The organism is Pseudomonas sp. NFACC02, assembly GCF_900110765.1.
Classification (GTDB): Bacteria; Pseudomonadota; Gammaproteobacteria; order Pseudomonadales; family Pseudomonadaceae; genus Aquipseudomonas.
The window spans coordinates 111,632-132,780 of the sequence record NZ_FOEO01000012.1 but is presented as its reverse complement, the minus strand read 5'-3'; the positions used below and the strand labels follow the sequence as shown (position 1 = coordinate 132,780).

20 protein-coding genes and 1 tRNA gene are annotated in these 21,149 nt (G+C 58.9%); 13 read left to right on the top strand and 8 right to left on the bottom strand.

The features are described from left to right. Positions 1-92: 92 nt before the first annotated feature. Positions 93-2,333, bottom strand: a complete 2,241-nt coding sequence (locus BMY73_RS13060; RefSeq protein ID WP_092407546.1) for a DUF1631 domain-containing protein — start codon at positions 2,331-2,333, stop codon at positions 93-95. 385 nt (positions 2,334-2,718) lie between these two features. On the opposite strand from BMY73_RS13060, the gene nadC reads away from it, so the two are divergent. Next, positions 2,719-3,567, top strand: coding sequence for a carboxylating nicotinate-nucleotide diphosphorylase (gene nadC / locus BMY73_RS13055; protein ID WP_092407544.1), 849 nt, complete (start codon positions 2,719-2,721; stop codon positions 3,565-3,567). 158 nt (positions 3,568-3,725) lie between these two features. Here nadC and BMY73_RS13050 read toward each other — a convergent pair. Beyond that, positions 3,726-3,801: transfer RNA gene (locus BMY73_RS13050), tRNA-Thr, on the bottom strand. A gap of 68 nt (positions 3,802-3,869) precedes the next feature. Then, positions 3,870-4,307, bottom strand: a complete 438-nt coding sequence (locus tag BMY73_RS13045) for a pilin (protein WP_092407542.1) — start codon at positions 4,305-4,307, stop codon at positions 3,870-3,872. A 224-nt stretch (positions 4,308-4,531) separates the two neighbouring features. On the opposite strand from BMY73_RS13045, the gene pilB reads away from it, so the two are divergent. From pilB to yacG, 5 genes are read left to right on the top strand one after another with little or no spacing between them, the layout of a single operon-like run. Then, a complete protein-coding gene (gene pilB / locus BMY73_RS13040; protein WP_092407540.1) occupies positions 4,532-6,226 on the top strand; it encodes a type IV-A pilus assembly ATPase PilB in 1,695 nt (564 codons plus the stop codon). A gap of 2 nt (positions 6,227-6,228) precedes the next feature. Continuing rightward, positions 6,229-7,446 carry a type II secretion system F family protein gene (locus BMY73_RS13035; protein WP_092407538.1) on the top strand — a complete coding sequence of 406 codons (1,218 nt, stop codon included), beginning with the start codon at positions 6,229-6,231 and terminating at the stop codon, positions 7,444-7,446. A gap of 2 nt (positions 7,447-7,448) precedes the next feature. Continuing rightward, positions 7,449-8,321: a prepilin peptidase gene (locus tag BMY73_RS13030; RefSeq protein ID WP_092407536.1), complete on the top strand. Its 873-nt coding sequence runs from the start codon at positions 7,449-7,451 to the stop codon at positions 8,319-8,321. Continuing rightward, a complete protein-coding gene (gene coaE / locus BMY73_RS13025; RefSeq protein WP_092407534.1) occupies positions 8,318-8,938 on the top strand; it encodes a dephospho-CoA kinase in 621 nt (206 codons plus the stop codon). The genes BMY73_RS13030 and coaE overlap by 4 nt, the downstream gene beginning before the upstream one ends. Beyond that, positions 8,938-9,141, top strand: coding sequence for a DNA gyrase inhibitor YacG (yacG, locus tag BMY73_RS13020; RefSeq protein ID WP_092407532.1), 204 nt, complete (start codon positions 8,938-8,940; stop codon positions 9,139-9,141). The genes coaE and yacG overlap by 1 nt, the downstream gene beginning before the upstream one ends. Before the next feature lie 385 nt (positions 9,142-9,526). Here yacG and BMY73_RS13015 read toward each other — a convergent pair whose 3' ends face one another. Then, complete coding sequence (locus tag BMY73_RS13015; RefSeq protein ID WP_092407530.1) at positions 9,527-10,192, bottom strand: energy-coupling factor ABC transporter permease; 666 nt, start codon at positions 10,190-10,192, stop codon at positions 9,527-9,529. 135 nt (positions 10,193-10,327) lie between these two features. Next, positions 10,328-10,972: a hydrolase gene (locus BMY73_RS13010; protein ID WP_062378730.1), complete on the bottom strand. Its 645-nt coding sequence runs from the start codon at positions 10,970-10,972 to the stop codon at positions 10,328-10,330. Between the two features lie 167 nt (positions 10,973-11,139). On the opposite strand from BMY73_RS13010, the gene BMY73_RS13005 reads away from it, so the two are divergent. Beyond that, positions 11,140-12,039, top strand: a complete 900-nt coding sequence (locus BMY73_RS13005) for a LysR family transcriptional regulator (protein ID WP_092407528.1) — start codon at positions 11,140-11,142, stop codon at positions 12,037-12,039. 6 nt (positions 12,040-12,045) lie between these two features. Here the strand turns inward: BMY73_RS13005 and BMY73_RS13000 are convergent, their stop codons facing one another. Further along, positions 12,046-12,507, bottom strand: a complete 462-nt coding sequence (locus tag BMY73_RS13000) for a hypothetical protein (RefSeq protein WP_092407526.1) — start codon at positions 12,505-12,507, stop codon at positions 12,046-12,048. A gap of 212 nt (positions 12,508-12,719) precedes the next feature. Here BMY73_RS13000 and BMY73_RS12995 point away from each other — a divergent pair, with 212 nt between their 5' ends. From BMY73_RS12995 to BMY73_RS12985, 3 genes are all read left to right on the top strand, one after another. After that, positions 12,720-13,349 (top strand): DUF1780 domain-containing protein, encoded by a 630-nt coding sequence (locus BMY73_RS12995; RefSeq protein ID WP_062378734.1) that lies wholly within the window; start codon positions 12,720-12,722, stop codon positions 13,347-13,349. Positions 13,350-13,492: 143 nt separating this feature from the next. Beyond that, positions 13,493-13,666, top strand: a complete 174-nt coding sequence (locus BMY73_RS12990) for a DUF3094 family protein (protein WP_092407524.1) — start codon at positions 13,493-13,495, stop codon at positions 13,664-13,666. Positions 13,667-13,729: 63 nt separating this feature from the next. After that, positions 13,730-15,028 carry an NAD(P)/FAD-dependent oxidoreductase gene (locus BMY73_RS12985; RefSeq protein WP_092407522.1) on the top strand — a complete coding sequence of 433 codons (1,299 nt, stop codon included), beginning with the start codon at positions 13,730-13,732 and terminating at the stop codon, positions 15,026-15,028. 182 nt (positions 15,029-15,210) lie between these two features. Here the strand turns inward: BMY73_RS12985 and BMY73_RS12980 are convergent, their stop codons facing one another. Then, the gene (locus BMY73_RS12980; protein ID WP_092407520.1) at positions 15,211-16,611 is read right to left on the bottom strand and encodes a sensor domain-containing diguanylate cyclase; all 1,401 of its coding nucleotides are present in this window, start codon (positions 16,609-16,611) and stop codon (positions 15,211-15,213) included. Positions 16,612-16,692: 81 nt separating this feature from the next. Further along, entirely contained in the window at positions 16,693-17,649 is a 957-nt protein-coding gene (locus BMY73_RS12975; protein ID WP_092407518.1) for a LysR family transcriptional regulator, read from the bottom strand. 128 nt (positions 17,650-17,777) lie between these two features. Between BMY73_RS12975 and BMY73_RS12970 the strand changes: the two genes are divergently transcribed. The 3 genes from BMY73_RS12970 to BMY73_RS12960 are packed head-to-tail and all read left to right on the top strand — an operon-like array spanning position 17,778 to position 21,115. Beyond that, positions 17,778-19,076 carry an MFS transporter gene (locus tag BMY73_RS12970; RefSeq protein WP_092407516.1) on the top strand — a complete coding sequence of 433 codons (1,299 nt, stop codon included), beginning with the start codon at positions 17,778-17,780 and terminating at the stop codon, positions 19,074-19,076. A 31-nt stretch (positions 19,077-19,107) separates the two neighbouring features. Then, positions 19,108-20,292 carry an L-rhamnonate dehydratase gene (gene rhmD, locus BMY73_RS12965; RefSeq protein ID WP_092407514.1) on the top strand — a complete coding sequence of 395 codons (1,185 nt, stop codon included), beginning with the start codon at positions 19,108-19,110 and terminating at the stop codon, positions 20,290-20,292. A 22-nt stretch (positions 20,293-20,314) separates the two neighbouring features. Then, entirely contained in the window at positions 20,315-21,115 is an 801-nt protein-coding gene (locus BMY73_RS12960) for an aldolase/citrate lyase family protein (RefSeq protein ID WP_092407512.1), read from the top strand. Positions 21,116-21,149: the final 34 nt, after the last annotated feature.

Sequence of the window (21,149 nt, the reverse complement as noted above, 5' to 3'; positions counted from 1 at the left end):
GGATGAGGAAGGATGTGGGCAGCGAATCGCGATTCGATTCGCCGGGAGGCATGTGGTGCAGCGCAACAAACAGCGCGCGGGAATATGCAGCCTCAGCCCTTGAGCTTGCGCAGGTTCCCCAGCACCGACTCCAGCGCCCGGTCGAACAACAGCGAGTCGTCCAGCACGCGAATCGCGCCGCGCCGAAATTCGACGGCCAGCCCCATGCGCGTCTTTTCCAGCACTTTCATGCCAGTACGGTTGACGAACACATAGCGTCCGCTCGGCTCGACGATGGCCGCCAGCTTGCAACGCAGTTTGTGGTCTTCGTCTTCCTGGATTTCCACCCAGCTTCCCATGCGAAGTTTGTCGACTTGCATCAGCCCCTCATCGTTCTCTGGCAGCTGCAGAGACGGCTCGCTGATGACCTGTTCCCCCGGCGCGACCAGTACGATCTCTTCCACCACGGCCATCATCGTCGGGCCCTCACCGGGCTCATCGGCGATGGCCTCCTGCGCTTCCACCGCCGAACCGGCCACGTGGTTGAACGCCTGCACATGCAAGACTTCGAGCTGGCTGAAAAACTCGCTGGTAGCGAAAGGATCGAATGCGGCGCTGCTCAAACCGTCACGTAACGACTTCAACAGACCGGGCACCAGCTCAAGCAACCGTTGACGCGCATCGGGTTCATCATGAGGCTCAACGCTCCAGATGAGGTCGTCCATCGCCTGAAGACCGGCCTTCCACTCCCCCGACTGCTCGCCGTGCTTGAGACAGGTCAGCAGCAACACTTTGCTCCAGGCTTCTTGCAACAGACGCACCACCACTTCCGGCAGCGTGCGCCCCAGCAGGCGGTCGTTGAGCGCTTGCTGAACCCGCTGACGCGCCAGCTCGGCCAGTGCGCGGCCTTCTTCAGCATCACGGGTGCGCTGCTCCAGCAGCTCACTGCGGCGACGTTCATCGCTGGTAAACGCCAGAAAGTCGACCAGCAGTTCGGTGAAGATCGCCGGGTCGTCAACAAAGTCATGCAACAGACGTTGCACGATCTGATCGATGCGCAGGTACAGAGAGTCACGCTGACTGTCGTCGCGCCCACCCCAGCCCAACGCTGCCGAGGCAATTTCATTCAACAGACGACGGGCCGGATGGCTACCGCGACTGAAGAAGCTCTTGTCGATGACCGCGACCTTGAGCATCGGAATCTGCAAACGACCGATCAACGCGCGCAGCGACGCTGGCAGGTTGCGGTCATCGAGAATGAATTCGAAGAGCATCGATATCAGGTTGATCACGTCCTCGTCGATCGTGCCCACCGTGCGGAATTTACCGCTGCGCGCGCTCACCCGGCCGATCAACTGCTCCAGTTGCGCACGCAGATCGAAGTCGTCCGGGTTCTCGGCGCGAGGTACGTATTGCTGCAAATGAGACAGCAGGCGCAGCAGATCCTGACTTGAAATCGGCCGGGCCTCCGCGCCGTTTTCAGGTCGGGGCGTCAGGCTCCCGCGGACATGCACCAGCAGTTCCTGCAACGTGGAGAAGACTTCCTGAACGCTCTTGTCGAGCTTCTCGGCGGCCTGTACCAGCGCGGCGTTGTCTGCACGCTGGGCTTCAGTGCCTGGCCCAGTGCTGGAAGAGCGATCGGTCGAGCGTCGCGACGGCAACACTTTCAGGTCTGGCAAGACACCTGCGGAGATGAGCAGCAGGTTGGCCTCTTCATACAACTGGTCGGCGTTGCTCAACGCGTACTTTTCAAACAGCTTGAGGATGATCAGCTTGACCTTGATCTCGACGCCGAGATTGCGGCCGGCCTGCAAAAAGAAATCGCACAGCAAAGTCGGACCGAGCGGGTTCGTTTCATCGGTCAAAGGCTGCGGGATCAGTTCGTTCAAACGCGTGGTGAGCTGACTCAGTGCCACGCCGTCGCGGTTCATGACCTTGGTCACCATGGCATCAATCGCCACGGTGCGCTCAAGATCGTCGTTGTGCACCAGCGAGAGTTTGTCGAAGGAAACCGGCTCGGGGAGGATCGGCTCGGCGATCTCGTATTGACCAAGGCGCAGGAACGCTTCGAAGAATTTGTCCAGAAAGTTGCGTTCGATGCTCTTGCGCTTCAGACGCAGATCCCGCATCGCTTCAAAGAAAACATTCTGTTCGGCGTTGTTCTGCGCCCGGTCCGCCATTTCGAACAGGGTGTCGTCAGCGTTATCGAAGAGGGTCTGCAGGCTTTCCTTGAGTTGCTGGGCGGCTTTGTCGCGCACCTGTAACAGAACGACGGGCAGCCGAGCAACAGGCGAAGACCCCGGAAGATCAGGCCCCGTCTTGCTCAAAGGCACCACTTTACTGTCGTTCTGCATCAAGGACTCCTTTCGTCCAACATCGCTTAACAACGATTGCAACAGCCACAACCCGATCGCAAACGGAAGCACACCTCCGATTGACGGCGCTCAAATATGTGATCCCTGAGGTACGCAGGCGGAACGTCAAAGCTATGACGTCAAATACAAGGCGAATTATGTTTTAAATCATGTCCGCTCGCCAGCGGACTCTTCGCCTTGATTGAAATAATAGGAGGGGACGAAGAAGCTTGTGCAGCGATAGACCGTAAAAATCGCAATCTGTCGCATAAGAGGCGAAAAAACCGACAGGCTGCAGCCTATCCATTCAAACGCGTGTGGGCCGCCAGTGGGTTGGTACAGTCGACTGCCTTATACTCCGGCCACTTAGTAAGTGGAGCCCGATATGCCGAATCTACGTCTTGCCGCACTGACCGCCGAAATCGAAGCCAACGTACGCCGTGCGTTGCTTGAGGACGTCGGCAGCGGCGACATCACTGCCCAACTGATTCCCGCCGAGCGTCTGGCCAAGGCCACGGTGATTTCCCGCGACGCAGCGGTGATCGCGGGCACGGCGTGGGTCGACAGCGTTTTTCGTCAACTGGATCAGCGCGTGGCGGTGCATTGGCAAGTCGCCGACGGTGAGCGGGTCAAACCCGATCAGCCGCTGTTCCATCTCGAAGGCCCCGCCCGCTCGCTGCTGACAGGCGAACGTAGCGCGCTCAATTTCCTGCAGATGCTCTCAGGCGTCGCTACCCGCGCCCAGCATTATGCGGACATGGTCGCCGACACCCAGGTCAAACTGCTCGACACCCGCAAAACCCTGCCGGGCCTGCGACTGGCACAGAAATACGCCGTGACCTGCGGCGGTTGCCACAACCACCGGATCGGCCTGTACGACGCCTTCCTGATCAAGGAGAACCACATCGCGGCCTGCGGCGGCATCGTCGAGGCCATCACCGCCGCGCACAAAATCGCACCCGGCAAACCGGTGGAAGTCGAAGTCGAAAACCTCGACGAACTCAGACAAGCCCTCAACGGCGGCGCCGACATCATCATGCTCGACGAACTGAGCCTGGACGACATGCGCGAAGCCGTCCGCCTCACCGCCGGCAAAGCCAAACTCGAAGCCAGCGGCGGCGTCACCGACGCCACCCTGCGCACCATCGCCGAAACGGGCGTGGACTACATCTCGATTGGCACGTTGACCAAGGATGTGAAGGCGGTAGATTTGTCGATGCGGTTGAGTGTTTGACGTTTGAACCTGTAGGAGCGCGCTTGCCCGCGATTGCGGCGTGTCAGTTTCACTGGATGATGCTGACCCACCGCAATCGCGGGCAAGCGCGCTCCTACAGGAGGTTGAGCCACTGGAAACGAAAAAGCCCGGTCCTGAGGACCGGGCTTTTGCGTATTTGGTGCCGAAAATAGGAATCGAACCTACGACCTTCGCGTTACGAGTGCGCTGCTCTACCGACTGAGCTATTTCGGCGAATGCTGGCCTATTCAACAGCAAGGGTCACGCATAAGCAAGCAACGCTACTTCGCCGTGCAGCTTAATTAAGGGCAGCCACCCTGCCCAGGTTTCAGGCCGCGAGTAGCACTGCAGATTGTGCCTGTCATCGCCCAAGTCATGTTTGCGGCACTTGCGGTAAGCGTAGGTGTGTACGTAAAAGTCAAAGCGGTACCATCAGCGGCGGTTGCAGCACTAGTGCCGGTGATCACCCCTGTTCCAGAAACAGCAAGGCCGACAGTGTTTGGAGTGGCAACGGCTGGTGGAACACCGTTATTCCCAGCGCCGCAAGCCGTCAACGCCCCTAGCTCTTGGGCACACATTGCCACAGCTTGTTTGTAAGAGGCGATATCGTTAACCGTTGCAGAGGCACGCGCGCGAGATGTGTAATCGCTGTACTGAGGGATGGCTACCGCCGCCAAAATACCGATAATCGCAACAACGATCATCAACTCGATCAAGGTAAAACCTTTTTGTGCATTCATGTTCAACTACTCCAGGCGTCAATTAGTGGTGCCCCTGCGGATAACCAGCACGCAGCGTGCCAACTTTCATAACCACCCGTGGCTTGTGAAGGTAGGGAAGCACCAAGCTTGGGCAGTACCGGAGGACGCGAAAAACTGACGTTTTTTGTCACCTCCCGCATGGAGGTTTGGCAGCACAGCCCGACTGCGCTATAAACCCACCAATGTCTGCGTTTGGTGGTTTTATGACTGATGTTGTCCTCACGGGTTTGGCGAAGCAGCTTGTCGTGGCCGAGCTTCTCAACGAAAAATCTGCGCAGCAGGCTTATCAGCAGGCTCGTAGTGACAAGATGTCGCTGGTCAGCTACCTGGTGCAGAACAAGCTTGTTAAGAGCCTGACGCTCGCTGAGGTTGCTTCAGACCAGTTTGGCCTTCCTTTCCTCGACCTCAACACCTTGGATAAAGAGGGGCAGCCTAAGGGCCTTGTCAGTGAAAAGCTTGTCCGCCAGCACTCCGCTCTCCCACTGTGGCGGCGTGGAAACAAATTATTCGTGGGTATCTCTGACCCCACTAATCACCAAGCCATCACCGACATCCAGTTCAGCACCGGACTCAACACCGAAGCAATACTGGTGGAGGACGACAAGCTCACGCTAGCAATCGACAAGTTTTTTGATAACCACAGCGGAATGGGCGATCTGGCAGATGTCGATCTTGGCCTTGAAATCGAGACTGTAGACGAAAGCAAAGAGTCCTCAATCACCGGACAAGATGCCGACGACGCCCCTGTAGTGCGGTTCGTCAATAAAATGCTTATGGACGCTATTCGCCTTGGTTCTTCAGACTTGCATTTCGAGCCCTACGAGAAGCTGTTCCGGGTGCGCCTGCGTACGGACGGCATTCTTCACGAAGTTGCCAAACCGCCTATTCATTTGGCAGGGCGTATCGCTGCCCGCTTAAAAGTTATGGCAAATTTGGACATCTCCGAGCGGCGCAAGCCTCAGGACGGTCGAATCAAGTTGCGTATTTCGAAGAACCGCGCCATCGACTTCCGGGTGAATACGTTGCCCACGTTGTGGGGCGAAAAGATCGTGATGCGGATTCTCGATCCGACAAGTGCCCAGATGGGGATCGATGCCTTGGGCTACGAGCCGGAACAAAAGGCTCTGTATATGGAAGCACTGAGCAAGCCACAAGGCATGATCCTCGTCACCGGCCCGACTGGTTCGGGAAAAACCGTTTCGCTATACACTGGCCTGAACATCCTCAACACCACCGACATCAATATTTCAACTGCCGAAGATCCGGTAGAGATCAACCTGGAAGGTATCAACCAGGTAAACGTTAACCCTAGGCAAGGCATGGACTTCGCTCAAGCATTGCGGGCGTTTCTACGTCAGGATCCAGACGTGATCATGGTCGGTGAGATTCGCGACCTCGAAACTGCAGAGATTGCGATCAAGGCATCGCAGACGGGTCACTTGGTGCTCTCAACGCTACACACCAACAGCGCAGCGGAAACGCTCACCCGTTTACATCATATGGGGGTGGCTGCCTTCAATATCGCGACTTCAATAAATCTGATTATTGCTCAACGGCTCGCGCGCAAGCTGTGTCCGCACTGCAAGCAGGAAGTCGATATCCCTCGAGAAACATTGATTGCTGAAGGTTTCCCGGAGTCCAAAATTGGCTCATTCAAGCTTTACTCACCTGTGGGGTGCGATCATTGCAACGTTGGCTACAAGGGCCGTGTGGGTATTTACGAGGTGGTGAAAAGCACCCCAGCCCTTGAGCGCATCATCATGGAGGAAGGCAACTCTATCGAGATTTCCGAACAGATGCGCAAGGATGGCTTCAACGATCTGCGCACTTCCGGCCTGATGAAGGCTATGCAGGGCGTGACCAGTCTGGAAGAAGTCAACCGGGTAACCAAGGACTAAGCATGGCGACCAAAGGAGTGAAAGTCAGCGTCTTCACTTGGGAGGGGCTGGACAAGAAAGGCGCCAAGCAAAAAGGCGAAATCAATGGGCACAATCCTGCCTTGGTCAAGGCACAGCTGCGCAAACAAGGCATCAATCCAACAAAAGTAAGGAAAAAAGCGGTTTCGATTTTCGGCTCTGGCAAGAAGATCAAACCGCTGGATATCGCGTTCTTCAGCCGCCAGATGGCGACAATGATGAAAGCTGGAGTACCGCTTCTGCAGTCGTTCGACATCATCAGTGAGGGCTCTGATAACCCTAACATGCGCAAATTGGTAGACGACATCAAGCAAGAAGTCGCAGCGGGACATAGCTTTGCCACCGCCCTGCGACAAAAACCACAATACTTCGATGACCTTTTCTGCAACCTTGTGGACGCCGGCGAGCAAGCCGGAGCCTTGGAGTCGTTGCTTGATCGAGTTGCGACATATAAGGAAAAAACTGAACAGCTCAAAGCCAAAATCAAAAAGGCCATGACCTATCCAATTGCGGTGGTGATCGTAGCAATTATCGTCACAGGCATTCTTTTGATTAAGGTGGTGCCGCAGTTTCAAGCCATCTTCACGAGTTTCGGAGCGGATCTGCCAGCTTTTACCAAAATGGTGGTTGCACTTTCCCAGTTTGTACAGGACAGCTGGTACTTCATCCTCGCCGGACTGTTCGTGGCAGTATTCTGTTTTCGACGCGCCTACAAGACGTCTGAAAAGTTTCGCGATTGGATGGACCGTCTGTTACTCAAAATACCTGTCGTCGGCCCGCTGACGTACAAGTCGGCAGTGGCTCGCTATGCCCGAACACTTGCGACCACGTTTGCAGCAGGTGTTCCGTTGGTCGAGGCGCTTGACTCAGTAGCAGGCGCTACAGGTAACGTTGTGTTCCGTAATGCGGTGAACAAGGTCAAGCAGGACGTCTCTACTGGGATGCAGCTCAACTTCTCGATGCGAAGCACTGGCGTATTTCCCATGCTGGCCGTGCAGATGACCTCCATCGGGGAGGAGTCTGGTGCATTGGATTCAATGCTGGATAAAGTCGCGACCTACTATGAGGACGAAGTCGACAACATGGTCGAGAGCCTGACAAGCCTCATGGAACCCATGATCATGGCCGTACTTGGCGTGGTCGTCGGTGGGCTGGTTCTCGCCATGTATCTCCCCATCTTCCAGCTCGGAAACGTCGTCTAACCATGCCCCTCCCCGACCTCCTGGCCAGCTCTCCGCTGGCCTTCGTTTTATGCACCCTCGTTTTAGGGCTGCTCGTCGGCAGTTTCCTCAACGTCGTTGTTTATCGCCTGCCGAAGATGATGCTGCGGGACTGGAAAGCTCAGGCGCGGGAGGTGCTTGAGTTGCCTGCTGAACCTCAGACCGAAACCTTTAATCTGCTTCTCCCGCACTCGCGATGCCCGCACTGCGCCCACAAGATTCGCGCTTGGGAAAATCTGCCGGTGATCAGTTATGTGTTTCTGGGCGGCAAGTGTTCGAGTTGCAAAGCGCCGATCAGCAAGCGTTATCCGATGGTGGAGCTGGCCTGTGGGTTGATGTCTGCGTTTGTGGCGTGGCATTTCGGGTTTGGCTGGCAGGCGGGTGCGGTGCTGCTGTTGAGCTGGGGTTTGCTGTCGATGAGCCTGATCGACGCCGATCACCAGTTGTTGCCCGATGCGATCGTGTTGCCGCTATTGTGGCTGGGGCTGATCGTCAATGCCTTTGGGCTATTCACATCGCTGGCCGATGCACTGTGGGGCGCGGTCTTCGGGTATCTGGTGTTGTGGTGTGTGTTCTGGCTGTTCAAGCTGATCACCGGCAAGGAAGGCATGGGCTACGGCGATTTCAAATTGCTGGCAATGCTCGGCGCGTGGGGTGGGTGGCAGATTTTGCCGCTGACGATTCTCTTGTCGTCGATTGTTGGTGCGGTGTTGGGGCTGATTATGCTGCGCGTGCGCAATGTCGAAACCAGCACGCCAATCCCCTTCGGTCCTTATCTGGCCATCGCGGGGTGGATCGCACTGCTCTGGGGTGATCAAATAACGACTTCGTATTTGCAGATCGCCGGTTTCAGATGAACGCTTCGCAAACGCAACCCTGGATTCTAGGCCTGACCGGCGGCATTGGCAGTGGCAAAAGTGCGGCCGCCCAGTGTTTTGTCGATCTGGGCATTCATCTGGTGGATGCCGATAACGCGGCCCGCTGGGTCGTCGAACCGGGACGCCCTGCTCTCGCACAAATAGCCGAGCACTTTGGGGTCGGGGTGTTGCAAGCCGATGGCACGTTGAACCGTGCGGCATTGCGCGAGCTGATCTTCAAGGATCCCGAGCAGCGGGCCTGGCTGGAGGGGTTGCTTCATCCGCTGATTCGCGAGGAGATCAAGCAGTACCTGGCTCGGGCGCAATCGCCTTATGCGATTCTGGTATCGCCGCTGCTGCTGGAGACTTCGCAGCATCAGATGGTCCAACGCGTACTTGTGATCGATGTGCCTGAAGCTGTGCAGATCGAACGCACGGTGTTGCGTGACAAGACCAACGAAGCGCAGGTTCGGGCGATTCTCAAGGCACAGGCCAGCCGCGAGGAACGTCTGCGCCGCGCCGATGACGTGATCGTCAACGACCGCGACCCGGCCTGGCTGAAAAACGAAGTCGAGCGACTGCATCACTTTTATCTAACTTTGCGTGGAGGCCAATGATGAGCCAACCAATGACCGTCGATTGTCCAACCTGCGGAGCCCCGGTGGAATGGACACCGGAAAGCAAATTCCGGCCGTTCTGTTCGGACCGTTGCAAGCTGATCGACCTGGGCGCCTGGGCGTCGGAAGAACATGCAATTCCGGTGGCACCGGATGCTGAGGATGACATGTTTTCGGGTGATTTCGATCCACGGCAGCATTGATTCATCGCGATTTGACTTACGGCGACTGATTGTAGGAGACGTCCGAGGTTACGAGGGTATTGGCCGCAATTCGGACGAACGCGGTGGGTCAGGCACCATTGATGTATCTGATCTATCGCATTCGCCAGCAAGCCGGCTCCTACACAGTTCTGCGGTCTGGACACAGACCCGTGCATCAACCCGGTCCTCTGTAGGAAACGTCCGAGGTTACGAGGGTATGGGCCGCAATTCGGACGAATGCGGTGGGTCAGGCACCATTGATGGTGCTGCCCCACCGCATTCTCCAGCAAGCCGGCTCCTACACAGCTCTGCGACCTGGGCACCGGTTCGTGCGTCACCCCTGACAGGTCTGCGGTCGGTACGCAGGTTCGTCGCCGTCATCCGCTCACCGTTCAGACAGGTACCGCGTGCGGTTGAACGTTTCCAGCCACTCGGGACAGAACACCACCAGGGCGGTGACAATCATCCCGTTTATAAAGGCCTCGGGAAAAATGATCAGCCATAGGTAGCCGATGAAATCCCCGAGCCACTCTGGCATTGCGAACAGGCCGTCGAACCAGAGCAACCCCATGGCGACCGACAGGCACGCGAGCGCAACCAGCGCCGCGGCAAAGAATCCCGAGCAGAAGATGTAGGTAAACGGATTCTTCGGTTGGGCGCGCTCGACGACCAGTGAGCAACCTTCCGTGATCAACACCGGCATCACGACCAGCAACAGGCCGTTGACCCCAAGCGACGCCAGTTCCTGCCGCCCCATCGCCAACAGCCCAAGCTGCGCAATCAACCCGCCGACGATCGCCAACGGCCAGTCCAGCAGCAAGGTCACGGCGGTCATGCCCAGTAGATGGTACGAGACGCCGGTGTCGAAGTCGCGGCGCATCAACCACAACAGAAATAAGGCGAACACCGTGCCGAAGAACACGTGTTGGCGGCGGCTATCGCTGAACAGTTCCACCCAGGGACAGCGCCACACAGCCCACAGCAGCAGCGGCACATAGAAGAGCCACGCGAGGGTCATGGTTTGCGCGGTCAGCACCTGGGTTCCGATCATGATGAAGGACGCTTCCGGGTTCGGATAAGAAACAGTCTACTCCTGCCAAAACCGTCTGCGCGTCCAAAACAAAAACACCCGATGGAGCGTATTCACTCGCCCCACCGGGTGTTTCAGTGATCAAGCTGTTGCAGGTCAGTCGAGCTTACGCTGCGGAGCGCCGTGAACCATGGTGTAGGCATAGTCGACGCCCATGCCGTAAGCACCGCTGTGCTCCAGGACCAGTTGCATGACCGCTTCGTAGGTTTCCTTGTGGGCCCAGTCGCGCTGGAATTCGAGCAGGACCTGTTGCCAGGTGACAGGCACCGCGCCAGCCTGAATCATGCGCTGCACCGACATGTCGTGTGCTTCCTTGGTCGTGCCACCCGAGGCGTCGGTGACGATGTAGACCTCGTAGCCTTCAGCCAGGGCGTCCAGCGTCGGGAAGTTCAGGCAGACCTCGGTCCACAGTGCTGCGATGATCAGCTTTTTGCGACCCGTCGCCTTGACCGCCTCTACCAGCTTCTTGTCTTCCCAGGAGTTCATCGAGGTGCGCTCGATCGGCTGTTGCTCCGGGTGGACCGCCAGCAGTTCAGGCCAGATGTAGCCGCTGAAGCTTTTGGTTTCAACCGAGGTGAAGATCGTCGGCACGTTGAAGATCTTGGCGGCCTTCGCCAGGCCGACGGTGTTGTTCTTCAGTGTCTGACGATCGATCGACTGCACGCCGAAGGCCATTTGTGGCTGGTGGTCGATCAGGATCAGAGCAGCGTTGGTTGGGTTCAGCAGTTCGCGGATAGACATGGCATGTTCCTTTAGATGTCGAAAGTCAGTAGGGGTTGGCCGCTCTAGCTCATGGGTTCTGCCCGTTGAGCTGTTTGCTTGCTGGCTTGGGAGTAAATCTACGGACTAGCCGACTTCGGAACAATCCCATAAAATCGAGACTCATTGTTTCCATACTAGGGACATTAATGGACCGTATCGAATGCATGCGCGCTTTTGTGGCCACCGTCGGCGCCAATGGTTTTGCCGCAGCCGCTCGCGCGCTGGACGTGCCCCGCTCGAAAGTCAGTAAACAGATCCAGGCACTTGAGGAAGCCATCGGCGTACAGCTTCTCCAACGCACAACACGCAGCCTGCACCTGACCGAAGCGGGCGCGGAGTATTACGACGCCTGTCGTGATGTCATCGCTTCGCTGGATGAAGCCGAGCAGCGGGCACGCACAGGGATGGAGGAGATACGTGGCGTATTGCGTGTCAACGCGCCGATGTCGTTTGGATTGAGCCGCCTGGGTCCGCTGATCCCGCTGTTCAACGAGCGTCACCCCAATGTCGAACTGCAAGTGGTATTGAGCGACCAACAGGTAGACCCGGTGAAGGGCGGTTTTGACGTGACGATCCGCATCGCCAGCTTGCCCGATTCATCGATGGTTGCGCGTTCGTTGGCGCCCGCTCCACGGATCATGGTCGCCTCCCCTGCTTATCTCGCCAAGGCAGGCACACCGCAAACGCCCAAGGACCTGAGCAACCACAAGTTCCTCAGTTACGGCTACCTGCAGAGCGGCATCAGTCTTCAATTGTGCAACGGCAAGGAAACCCAGCGCGTGACCGTGAGCGGACCGCTGCACGCGAACAATGGCGACATCCTGGCGCAGGCGGCTGTCTCGGGAATGGGCATCGCGTTACTGCCGAACTTCATCGTCGAAAGGGCCGTGGCCGATGGACGATTGAAAGCGGTGTTATGCGAGTGGGAGGCGCCCGCGATATCCGTGAATGCGGTGTATCCATCGGCACGCCGGGTGCCGATGAAAACGCGGGCGTTCATTGATTTTCTGGTGGCGGAACTGGCGCTAGGGACGGCTGGCTTTTGATGCCGCTCAGGGCTGCGCGAGGGCGCTACGCAGCGATTCTGCGTTGGCGAATTGCGCCTGGCTGACGACCCGCCCGTTGTGCAGCCGCAGCACCAGCACCTTTTCCGCATCACCGGGGTAACGCGGCACCACGCGTGAGTCGCGATCCAGCATCACCCGATAGGAATAGGCGCGCATCGCAGGCACGGCGAACATTTTGGCAATGATTGCCGGCATCTTCTGGATGTCGGCGACGAAGACAGCGTGGCGCGACTCAAGGAACGTTTTCGGCGTGCCCTGCAATGCGCCGTTGACGATTTTCGCCGCGTCCATGCTGCGCGCGACCAGCAGAATCTGCGTGTCATCGCCGAGCGTATAGGGTTGGTCGTACTGGTCGAGCAAGGTCCAGGGGGCAAGTTTGTCACCGACTTCCAGCGCATTGGCGGCGAAAGGAAGCAACGCGAGGAACAACAGGGTCCAGAGTTTCAAGCAAGCGCTCCCGCAACGATGAGAGGAAAAACCGTGTCGCGGATTCTAGCCGATTATGCGGCCACGCAAACCCTTGAAGCCCTGCGCGACCCGCATCGTAAACATCGCACAACGGCCAGGCCGCCATCCCGTGCTGGAGCGCGCTTTCCTGCGACTCACTTTATGTTCAGCAGGGTGTTTCATCTTTATCCCGGAGCGCTAAGCTTGCCCTCATGGATGACTCCGACTATTTACGTCTGCTGACGATCCAGGCCGAGCAAGCCAACGCATTCCTGTCCAACGCGCGCAAGTGGGAGCGCGAACGGTGGGTGTGCCAGCGCTTGCTGCAAGGCTTGAACATCCCTCATCGCACCGACGACTTTCTGCCCGCCGGGCAAGAACCGCCGGACGTACTGTTTCGCGATGCGTGTTTTGAGGTGTTTTTCGTGCTCGACGAAGGGCGCCGTCTCAACGATGAATGGCGTGAAGAATTGCAGCGCAGACGCAGCGCGTTTTCCTTGAGCCAACTGGTCCGGCGCGAAGCAAAGCCCAAGCGCATTCCAGCCTCCGAACTGCTGCGTCGCCTGGCGCCTACGCTGCGCAAGAAGGCCCATAACTACAAGCAGCGCGGGCTGGACCTGAGTGAACTGGACATCATCGCCTTCACCAGCCTCAAACGCGAAGTGCTGGACCTCAACAGCCACTTCCCGCCGCCGACCGAATACCTGCGTCAAGGCTGGCGTTCCCTGTCGCTGGTGGGCCCCACCTTCGCTCGGGTGCTGTTCGCGCACCCCGACGCGCCGGATTTTCTGCGGACAAACCTGGGCCGCAGCGTGGTGTTCGATGTGGGAATCAGCCTGTGATGGCGCAACTCCTCGCCCAATGTTACAAAGCGACATCGCCCGCAGACCCGCTGTATCGAATGGCCGGAGTCTGTCGTCAACGAGGTTAAAGCATCTGAGTCCGTCGTCGCCTGACGCCGGTCAATGTTCATGACGAGGCTTATATGACCAGCCGCCTGAACCCCGAGGACCAAAAGCGTGTCGAAGAGTACCTTCGCGCGCCGCAGCATCAAGTCGAGCGCCGGCCTTTCAGGCCCTGGCTGCTTCTTGTGGTGGTCCTGGCCGTGGTGATCGGACTGGGTCTGTTGAGCCGTTTATTGAGCTATCTGACGCTATGAGCTGCCTGGCGCTCGCTCGGATAGAGCCAAAAGAGAATTCCTTAAGCCTTATGAGATATCCCCATGACTCATCGTATCGTGATCGTCGGCGGAGGCGCTGGTGGTCTGGAGCTGGCGACCCGCCTGGGTAAAACCCTGGGCAAGAAAGGCACCGCCAGCGTCACGCTGGTGGACGCCAACCTGACTCACATCTGGAAACCTCTGCTGCATGAAGTGGCAGCCGGTTCGCTCAACTCCTACGGGGACGAGCTGAACTACGTGGCCCAGGCCAAATGGAACCATTTCCAGTTTCAACTGGGTCGCATGACCGGTCTGGATCGCGAGAACAAGCAGATTCATCTCGCCGCCACCCAGGATGAAAACGGCGACGAACTGGTCCCGGCACGCAGCCTGGATTACGACACGCTGGTGATTTCCGTTGGCAGCACCACCAACGATTTCGGCACCAAAGGCGCGGCAGAACACTGCCTGTTCCTCGATACGCGCAAGCAGGCAGAGCGCTTCCATCAGCAGTTGCTCAATCGCTACCTGCGCGCACATGCCAGTGAGCGGGCGGCGACCGAAGAAATCAACGTGGCCATCGTCGGTGCTGGCGCCACAGGCGTCGAGCTGGCGGCTGAACTGCACAATGCCGCGCATGAGCTGGCCGCGTATGGCCTGGGCCAGATCAAACCCGAGAACCTGCGTATCACCGTGATCGAAGCCGGCCCGCGTGTCCTGCCGGCGCTGCCCGAACGCATTGGTGGACCGGTTCACAAGACGCTGGAGAAACTGGGCGTCACGGTGCTGACCAATGCCGCGGTGAGCGAAGTGACCGCTGACAGCCTGGTCACGGCGACAGGGCAAACGATCCCGGCGACGCTGAAAGTCTGGGCAGCGGGCATTCGCGCACCGGCGTTTCTGGAAGGCATCGCCGGTCTGGAAACCAACCGCATCAATCAGCTTCAGGTACGTCCCACGCTGCAGACCACCCGTGACGACAACATCTTCGCGTTCGGCGATTGCGCGGCCTGTCCGCAAAAAGGCACCGACCGCAACGTTCCGCCACGCGCCCAGGCAGCCCACCAACAGGCCTCGCTGCTGGTGAAGTCCCTGAGACTGCGAATCGAAGGCGGTGATCTGCCGGAATACCGCTACAAGGACTACGGCTCGCTGATTTCGCTGTCGAAGTTCTCGGCAGTGGGCAACCTGATGGGCAACCTGACCGGCAGCGTGATGCTCGAAGGCTGGCTGGCGCGGATGTTCTATGTGTCGCTGTATCGCATGCACCAGATGGCGCTGTACGGCGCCTTCCGCACGTTGATGCTGATGCTTGGCAGCCGCATTGGCCGAGGAACAGAGCCGAGAATGAAGCTGCACTAAGGTTCACGGCCTGCCGCACCTCAATTGATTGTTCCCACGCTCCGCGTGGGAACACATCCCCTGACGCTCTGCGTCAATCAGAGCGGGACGCGGAGCGTCCAGGGCGGCGTTACCACGCGGAGCGTGGGAACGATCATCTGACGCCTTCGCGAGCCTGCCCGCTCCCACAGGTTATCTGCCAACTACGGCATCACCCGCCCTTTCCCCATGTGTTTTGCCTTGTACATCCAGCGGTCGGCTTCGCGCATCAGTTCATCCGCAGCCTTGCCGGAGCCGGGTTCGTACATGGAGAACCCTACACTGGCGCTGGTTCGGATCACGTCACCTTTGATGATGATCGGCTCGGCAATCGCCGTCAGCAGCTTTTTGGCCACCTCTCGCGCCTCTTCGACGCCCGGCACAATGCCTTCCAGCACCACGATGAACTCGTCGCCCGCCAGCCGGACCAGGCTGTCGGTTCGCCGGATGCAGCTTTGCAGACGTGCAGAAATAGTCCGCAGCAGATCGTCACCAGCATCATGCCCATAGGTGTCGTTAATACCCTTGAAACCATCCAGATCGATGAACATCAATGCCATTTGCATCGTCGATCGATCAGCGCGTGCCTGGGCGATAGGCAGAAGGGCGTCCAGGGCGCGACGGTTGTAAAGGCCGGTCAATGCATCGTGTCGAGCTTCCTGTTCAAGCTCCTTGCGTGCCTGAATGTTCTGAAGGATCGAGATGAAATATTCCAGATCCCCGTCCTCGGACAATTTCTTGGTGACGCTGAGGTTGACCCAGACCGGACTCCCATCCTTGCGCAGGTAGCGTTTTTCCATCTGATAGCGGTCGATCTCGTTCGCGGTCAGTTGGCGCAACAGCTCCATGTCGGTGTTCAGGTCGTCAGGGTGGGTGATGTCCTGAAAGGTCAGGACTTTCAGTTCGTCAGGGGTGTAGCCAAGGATGTCGCAAAGGGCCGTGTTGACGCTGAGCCAGCCACCATCCGGTGCCACCAGCGCGATGCCCACCGAGGCCAGCTCGAACATTGAGCGATACCCCGCTTCGCTCGCCCTGAACAAGGCATCGGAGCGATTTCTCTGCATCCGCGCCACCATCAGGTTCTCGCGCAGCTGGACCTCGCGGCTGACGACATCGGCCAGATCGCGCAGGATATCCAGTTCGTCCCGACTCAACTCACGGGGGCGGTCGTCGATGGCGCACAGCGTGCCGACGGCGAACCCCTTGCTGGTGCGTATCGGCACACCGGCATAGAAACGGACGTGAGGCGCACCGGTCACGAACGGGTTGTCGCAAAAACGCTCATCTTGCGCAGCGTCCGGAACAACCAGCGGCATGGTTTGCAAAATGGCATGGGCGCAGAAGGCCACGTCTCTCGGCGTTTCACTGGCCTCAAGGCCCGTGCGGGACTTGAACCACTGCCGCTCTTCATCGATCAAGGACACCAATGCGATGGGCACATCGAGCACGCGTGCCACCAGGCGGGTGATTCGGTCGAGCGCAGCCTCGGCCGGGGTGTCGAGAATGTCGAGCTCATGCAGCGCCTGAAGGCGCTCGTTTTCATAAGGCGGAATGGCAGCTTTCATAGATACCGGCCGATCCTGAAAAGACTGTCTGGAGTCTATACCTGGCGTTGCCGTTGCGCACCCGCATGCTGGCATTGGCGGTCAATCCGCTGCGAATGTTTGCTCGGCCGCCCTGCGTCGCAGCAGCTCGATAAACTGTACACGCTCCCGACTGGCCGCTTCGCCCTTGCGCGTCAGCAATCCAAACGGCGCCATCCGTTCCTCGATTCTGACCGGCAATGCCTTGACCAACCCCATCCTCAAATAATCACGCAGCGCGGACGCCGACAGCACCATGATCGCGTCGGTCAGTTGCACCAGTTGCTGCATCGAGTACACCGAGCTGCACTCGATGATGTCTGCGGGGGCTGGCAGAGCGAGACGCTCCAGTGCCTGATCGAACGCGATACGCGCAGGGCTGCTCTCGGGTTGCAGAATCCACGGCCAGTCGCTGACCAGCTCGGCCCAGTCCAGCTTGCGCCGTCTGGCCAGCGGGTGGCCCTGATGCACGACAACCATCAATTGCTCGTTGCCTAGCGGTTCGAATGCGTAATGCTCGCGGTCGGTGGCTGCATTGCGCCGCGCAATCGCCAGATCGATGCGCCCCTGTTCCAGCAACTGAATCACCTGATCGCTGGTGTCGCCCATGATGCGAATACGCAGCTGCGGGTTGAGCGCCTTGATTTCGGCCACCGCGTTCATGACCAGGTCCGGCGCTGCCCCCATAATGGTGCCAATGGCCAGGTACCCGTAGCCTCCGTGTAATCGCGCCTGCATGTCCGCCGCACAGCGGTCCAGCCCGCTCAGTGCCGACTCGGCAAATCGCAACAATTCCCTGCCAAGCGCGGTCGGACACATGCCGCGCGGCAGTCGCTCGAACAGCTCGCAACCAAACATGTCTTCGATCTCATGCAACATTCGAGTCGCGGCCGGCTGCGACATGTGCATGTTCAGCGATGCGCGATGAAGATTGAGACTGGAGCCCAGCACCACCAGCATTTGCAGGTGCTTGTAACGCAAACGACTGAACAGATGCTGGGGCGCGCTGCTGTCGGGCATGGTTGAGCGTCCTGTAATCGATACCGTGAGGGTATCGATCCTAAGCTAAAAACGATTGGTCGCGCATCGCTTTGCGGCAGTAGAGTCCCTGTCGTACGCAGTCAAATAATTCCAAAAAGGATACTGTCGTGAACACACTCCCCGCGTCCTTGCTGGCCAAGGTTTCATGGCGCCTGCTGCCCTTCCTTCTATTGATGTACATCATGGCGTTCCTCGACCGCGCCAACGTCGGCTTCGCCAAGCAGGCTTTCCAGGCGGACACCGGCATCAGCGACACCGCCTTTGCCTTTGGCGCGGGCGTATTCTTTGCCGGTTACGCGCTGCTGGAAGTCCCGAGCAATCTGATTCTGCACAAAGTCGGCGCCAAGCTCTGGATGTGCCGGATCATGGTCACGTGGGGCCTGGTCTCGGCAGCGATGGTTTTTGCCCACAACGAAACCACCTTCTACGTGCTGCGTTTCCTGTTGGGCGTGGCGGAAGCCGGGTTCTTCCCTGGCGTCATTCTCTACCTCACTTACTGGTTCCCTCACGCATCACGTGCCAGGGCGATGGGTTTCTTTTACTTCGGTGCGCCGCTGGCGTTCATTTTCGGTAGCCCGTTGTCGGGTCTGCTGCTGGAACTGGACGGCGTACTTGGCAGCCATGGCTGGCAGTGGTTGTTCGCGGTTGAAGGTCTGATGGCGACAGCCGTGGGCATCTGGGCCTACTTTTACCTGGACAATCGCCCTACGGACGCCAAGTGGTTGAGCGCTGCAGAACGCCAACAACTGCAAGGCGTGCTCGACGCCGAGGACAGTCAGAAACAGCGCCATGGCAGTCTGCTCAAGACCCTGTGCCAACCGGCGGTGCTGTACCTGTGCGCGATTTACCTGCTGATTCAGGCCAGTGTCTACGGCGTGGTGTTTTATCTGCCCTCGCAGGTCGCCGGTTTGATGGGAAGCAAGGTCGGTTTCATGGTGGGGCTCGTGAGCGCGATTCCGTGGGTCTGCGCGCTCATCGCCGCCTGGCGTGTTCCGGCGATTGCCGATCGCACCGGCCAGCGCCGTCTGGTCGCCGCGCTGACGCTGGTGGTCTCCGGGCTTGGCATTGCTGCGTCGGTCACGTTCGCCAATCCGCTGCTGGCCATTCTCGCCCTGTGTTTCGCGGCGTCCGGCTTCATTGCCGTGCAGCCGGTGTTCTGGACCTTCCCCGGCAGTTTCCTGGCCGGCAGCGCGGCGGCAGGCGCCATTGCGTTGATCAACTCATTCGGTGCATTGGGCGGATTCATCGCACCGATCATCAAGAACTGGGCCGAAGGCGCGTTTCAGACACCGGTGGCGGGCCTCTATCTGCTGTCGGTGACCACGCTGATTGCCGCCGCATTGATCATGGGGATACGGCCGCCCAAATCGAGCACGGCGGACAAACTGCCGACTTTTCAACACTGATCGTCTTCCATTGGAATCACAGGAGTCCTCCATGAGCACGCCAACCATCAAGCACGTCCGCGCTTTCGTTCTGCGGGGCGGCGGTGCCGACTATCACGATCAGGGCGACGGGCACTGGATCGACGACCACATCGCGACACCGATGAGCAAATACCCGGAGTACCGCCAGAGCCGTCGCAGTTTCGGCATCAACGTGCTCGGCACGCTGGTCGTGGAAATCGAAGACTCGGCAGGCAACGTCGGCTTTGCCGTGACCACAGGCGGTGAACCGGCGGCGTACATCGTCGAGAAGCACCTCGCCCGTTTTCTTGAAGGGGCGAAAGTCACCGACATCGAAAAAATCTGGGACCAGATGTATCTGTCTTCTCAGTACTACGGGCGCAAAGGGCTGGTGATCAATACGATCTCGGGCATCGACCTGGCGCTCTGGGACCTGCTCGGCAAAGTCCGTCAGGAGCCGGTGCACCAACTGCTCGGCGGCGCGGTTCGTGACGAGTTGCAGTTTTACGCCACGGGCGCGCGGCCGGATCTGGCACAGAAAATGGGTTTCATCGGCGGCAAACTTCCGCTCCATCACAGCCCGTCCGAAGGCGAAGAAGGCCTGCGCAAGAACCTTGAAGAGCTCGCGGTGATGCGCGAGCGCGTCGGCAAGGACTTCTGGCTGATGCTCGACTGCTGGATGAGCCTGGATCTGAACTACGCCACCAGGCTCGCCCATGGCGCCCAGGAGTTCGGCTTGAAATGGATCGAAGAAGCGTTGTCCCCCGACGACTACTGGGGTTATGCCGACCTGCGCAAAAGCGTCCCCAAGGGCATGCTGGTCACCACGGGGGAGCACGAAGCCACCCGTTGGGGGTTCCGCATGCTGCTGGAAATGGGCTGCTGCGACATCATCCAGCCAGATGTGGGCTGGTGCGGCGGCATCACTGAGCTGATCAAGATCTCTGCGTTGACGGACGCCCACAACGCACTGGTCGTGCCCCACGGATCGTCCGTTTACAGCTACCACTTCGTCGCCACACGCACCAACAGCCCGTTTGCAGAGTTTCTGATGATGGCGCCAAAAGCCGACGAGGTGGTGCCGATGTTCCATCCACAGTTGCTGGGCGAACCTGTGCCGGAAAACGGTCGCATGCGGTTGTCTAGACTCGACCAGCCGGGCTTTGGTGTGACGCTCAATCCCGAGTGCCCACTGCACCGGCCTTACACCCACTGACACGCACCTGACGGAGCCGCTGATGAAAATGCCTCACAACGCGTTCAAGGCCGCCTTGGCCAAACGCGAGCCTCAATATGGCATCTGGGCCGGTTTTGCCACCGGGTATGCCTCTGAAATCGTTGCGGGCCTGGGTTATGACTGGATGCTCATCGACGGCGAGCACGCCCCCAACACCGTGCCGAGCATTCTGTCGCAGCTGCAGGCCGTGATGCCCTACAGCACCGCGCCGGTTGTCCGTGCCGTGACCGGCGATACGGTGTTGATCAAGCAGTTGCTGGACATCGGCGTACAGACCTTGATGGTGCCGATGGTGGAGACCGCCGAACAGGCCCGCGCGCTGGTGCAGGCCATGCGCTACCCGCCCCATGGTGTTCGCGGCGTGGGCGGCGGACTGACACGTGCCACGCGCTGGGACGCCGTGCCTGATTACCTGAATACTGCCCATGAGGCGCTTTGCCTGATCGTGCAGGTGGAGTCGCGCCTGGGCGTGGAGAACGTGGAAGCGATTGCTGCCGTTGAAGGGGTCGATGCAGTGTTCATCGGTCCTGCGGATTTATCCACCGGGTTGGGACACATTGGCAATCCGTCGCACCCGGACGTGCAGAAACAGATTCGCCACGCTGTCGACGCCACGCTGGCGGCCGGCAAGGTCTGCGGCATTCTCGCTCCGGCGGAAGAAGACGCCCGCCGCTACATGAGTTGGGGATGCCAGTTCGTGGCAGTGGGCATCGATATCAGCCTGTTGCGCCAGGCCGCGAGGGAGAATCTGGCACGTTACCGCGAACCTGAAAACACCACGACGCCATCGCGCACGTACTGAGATATCAAGACAACGCCGATCACTGTGGGGAATT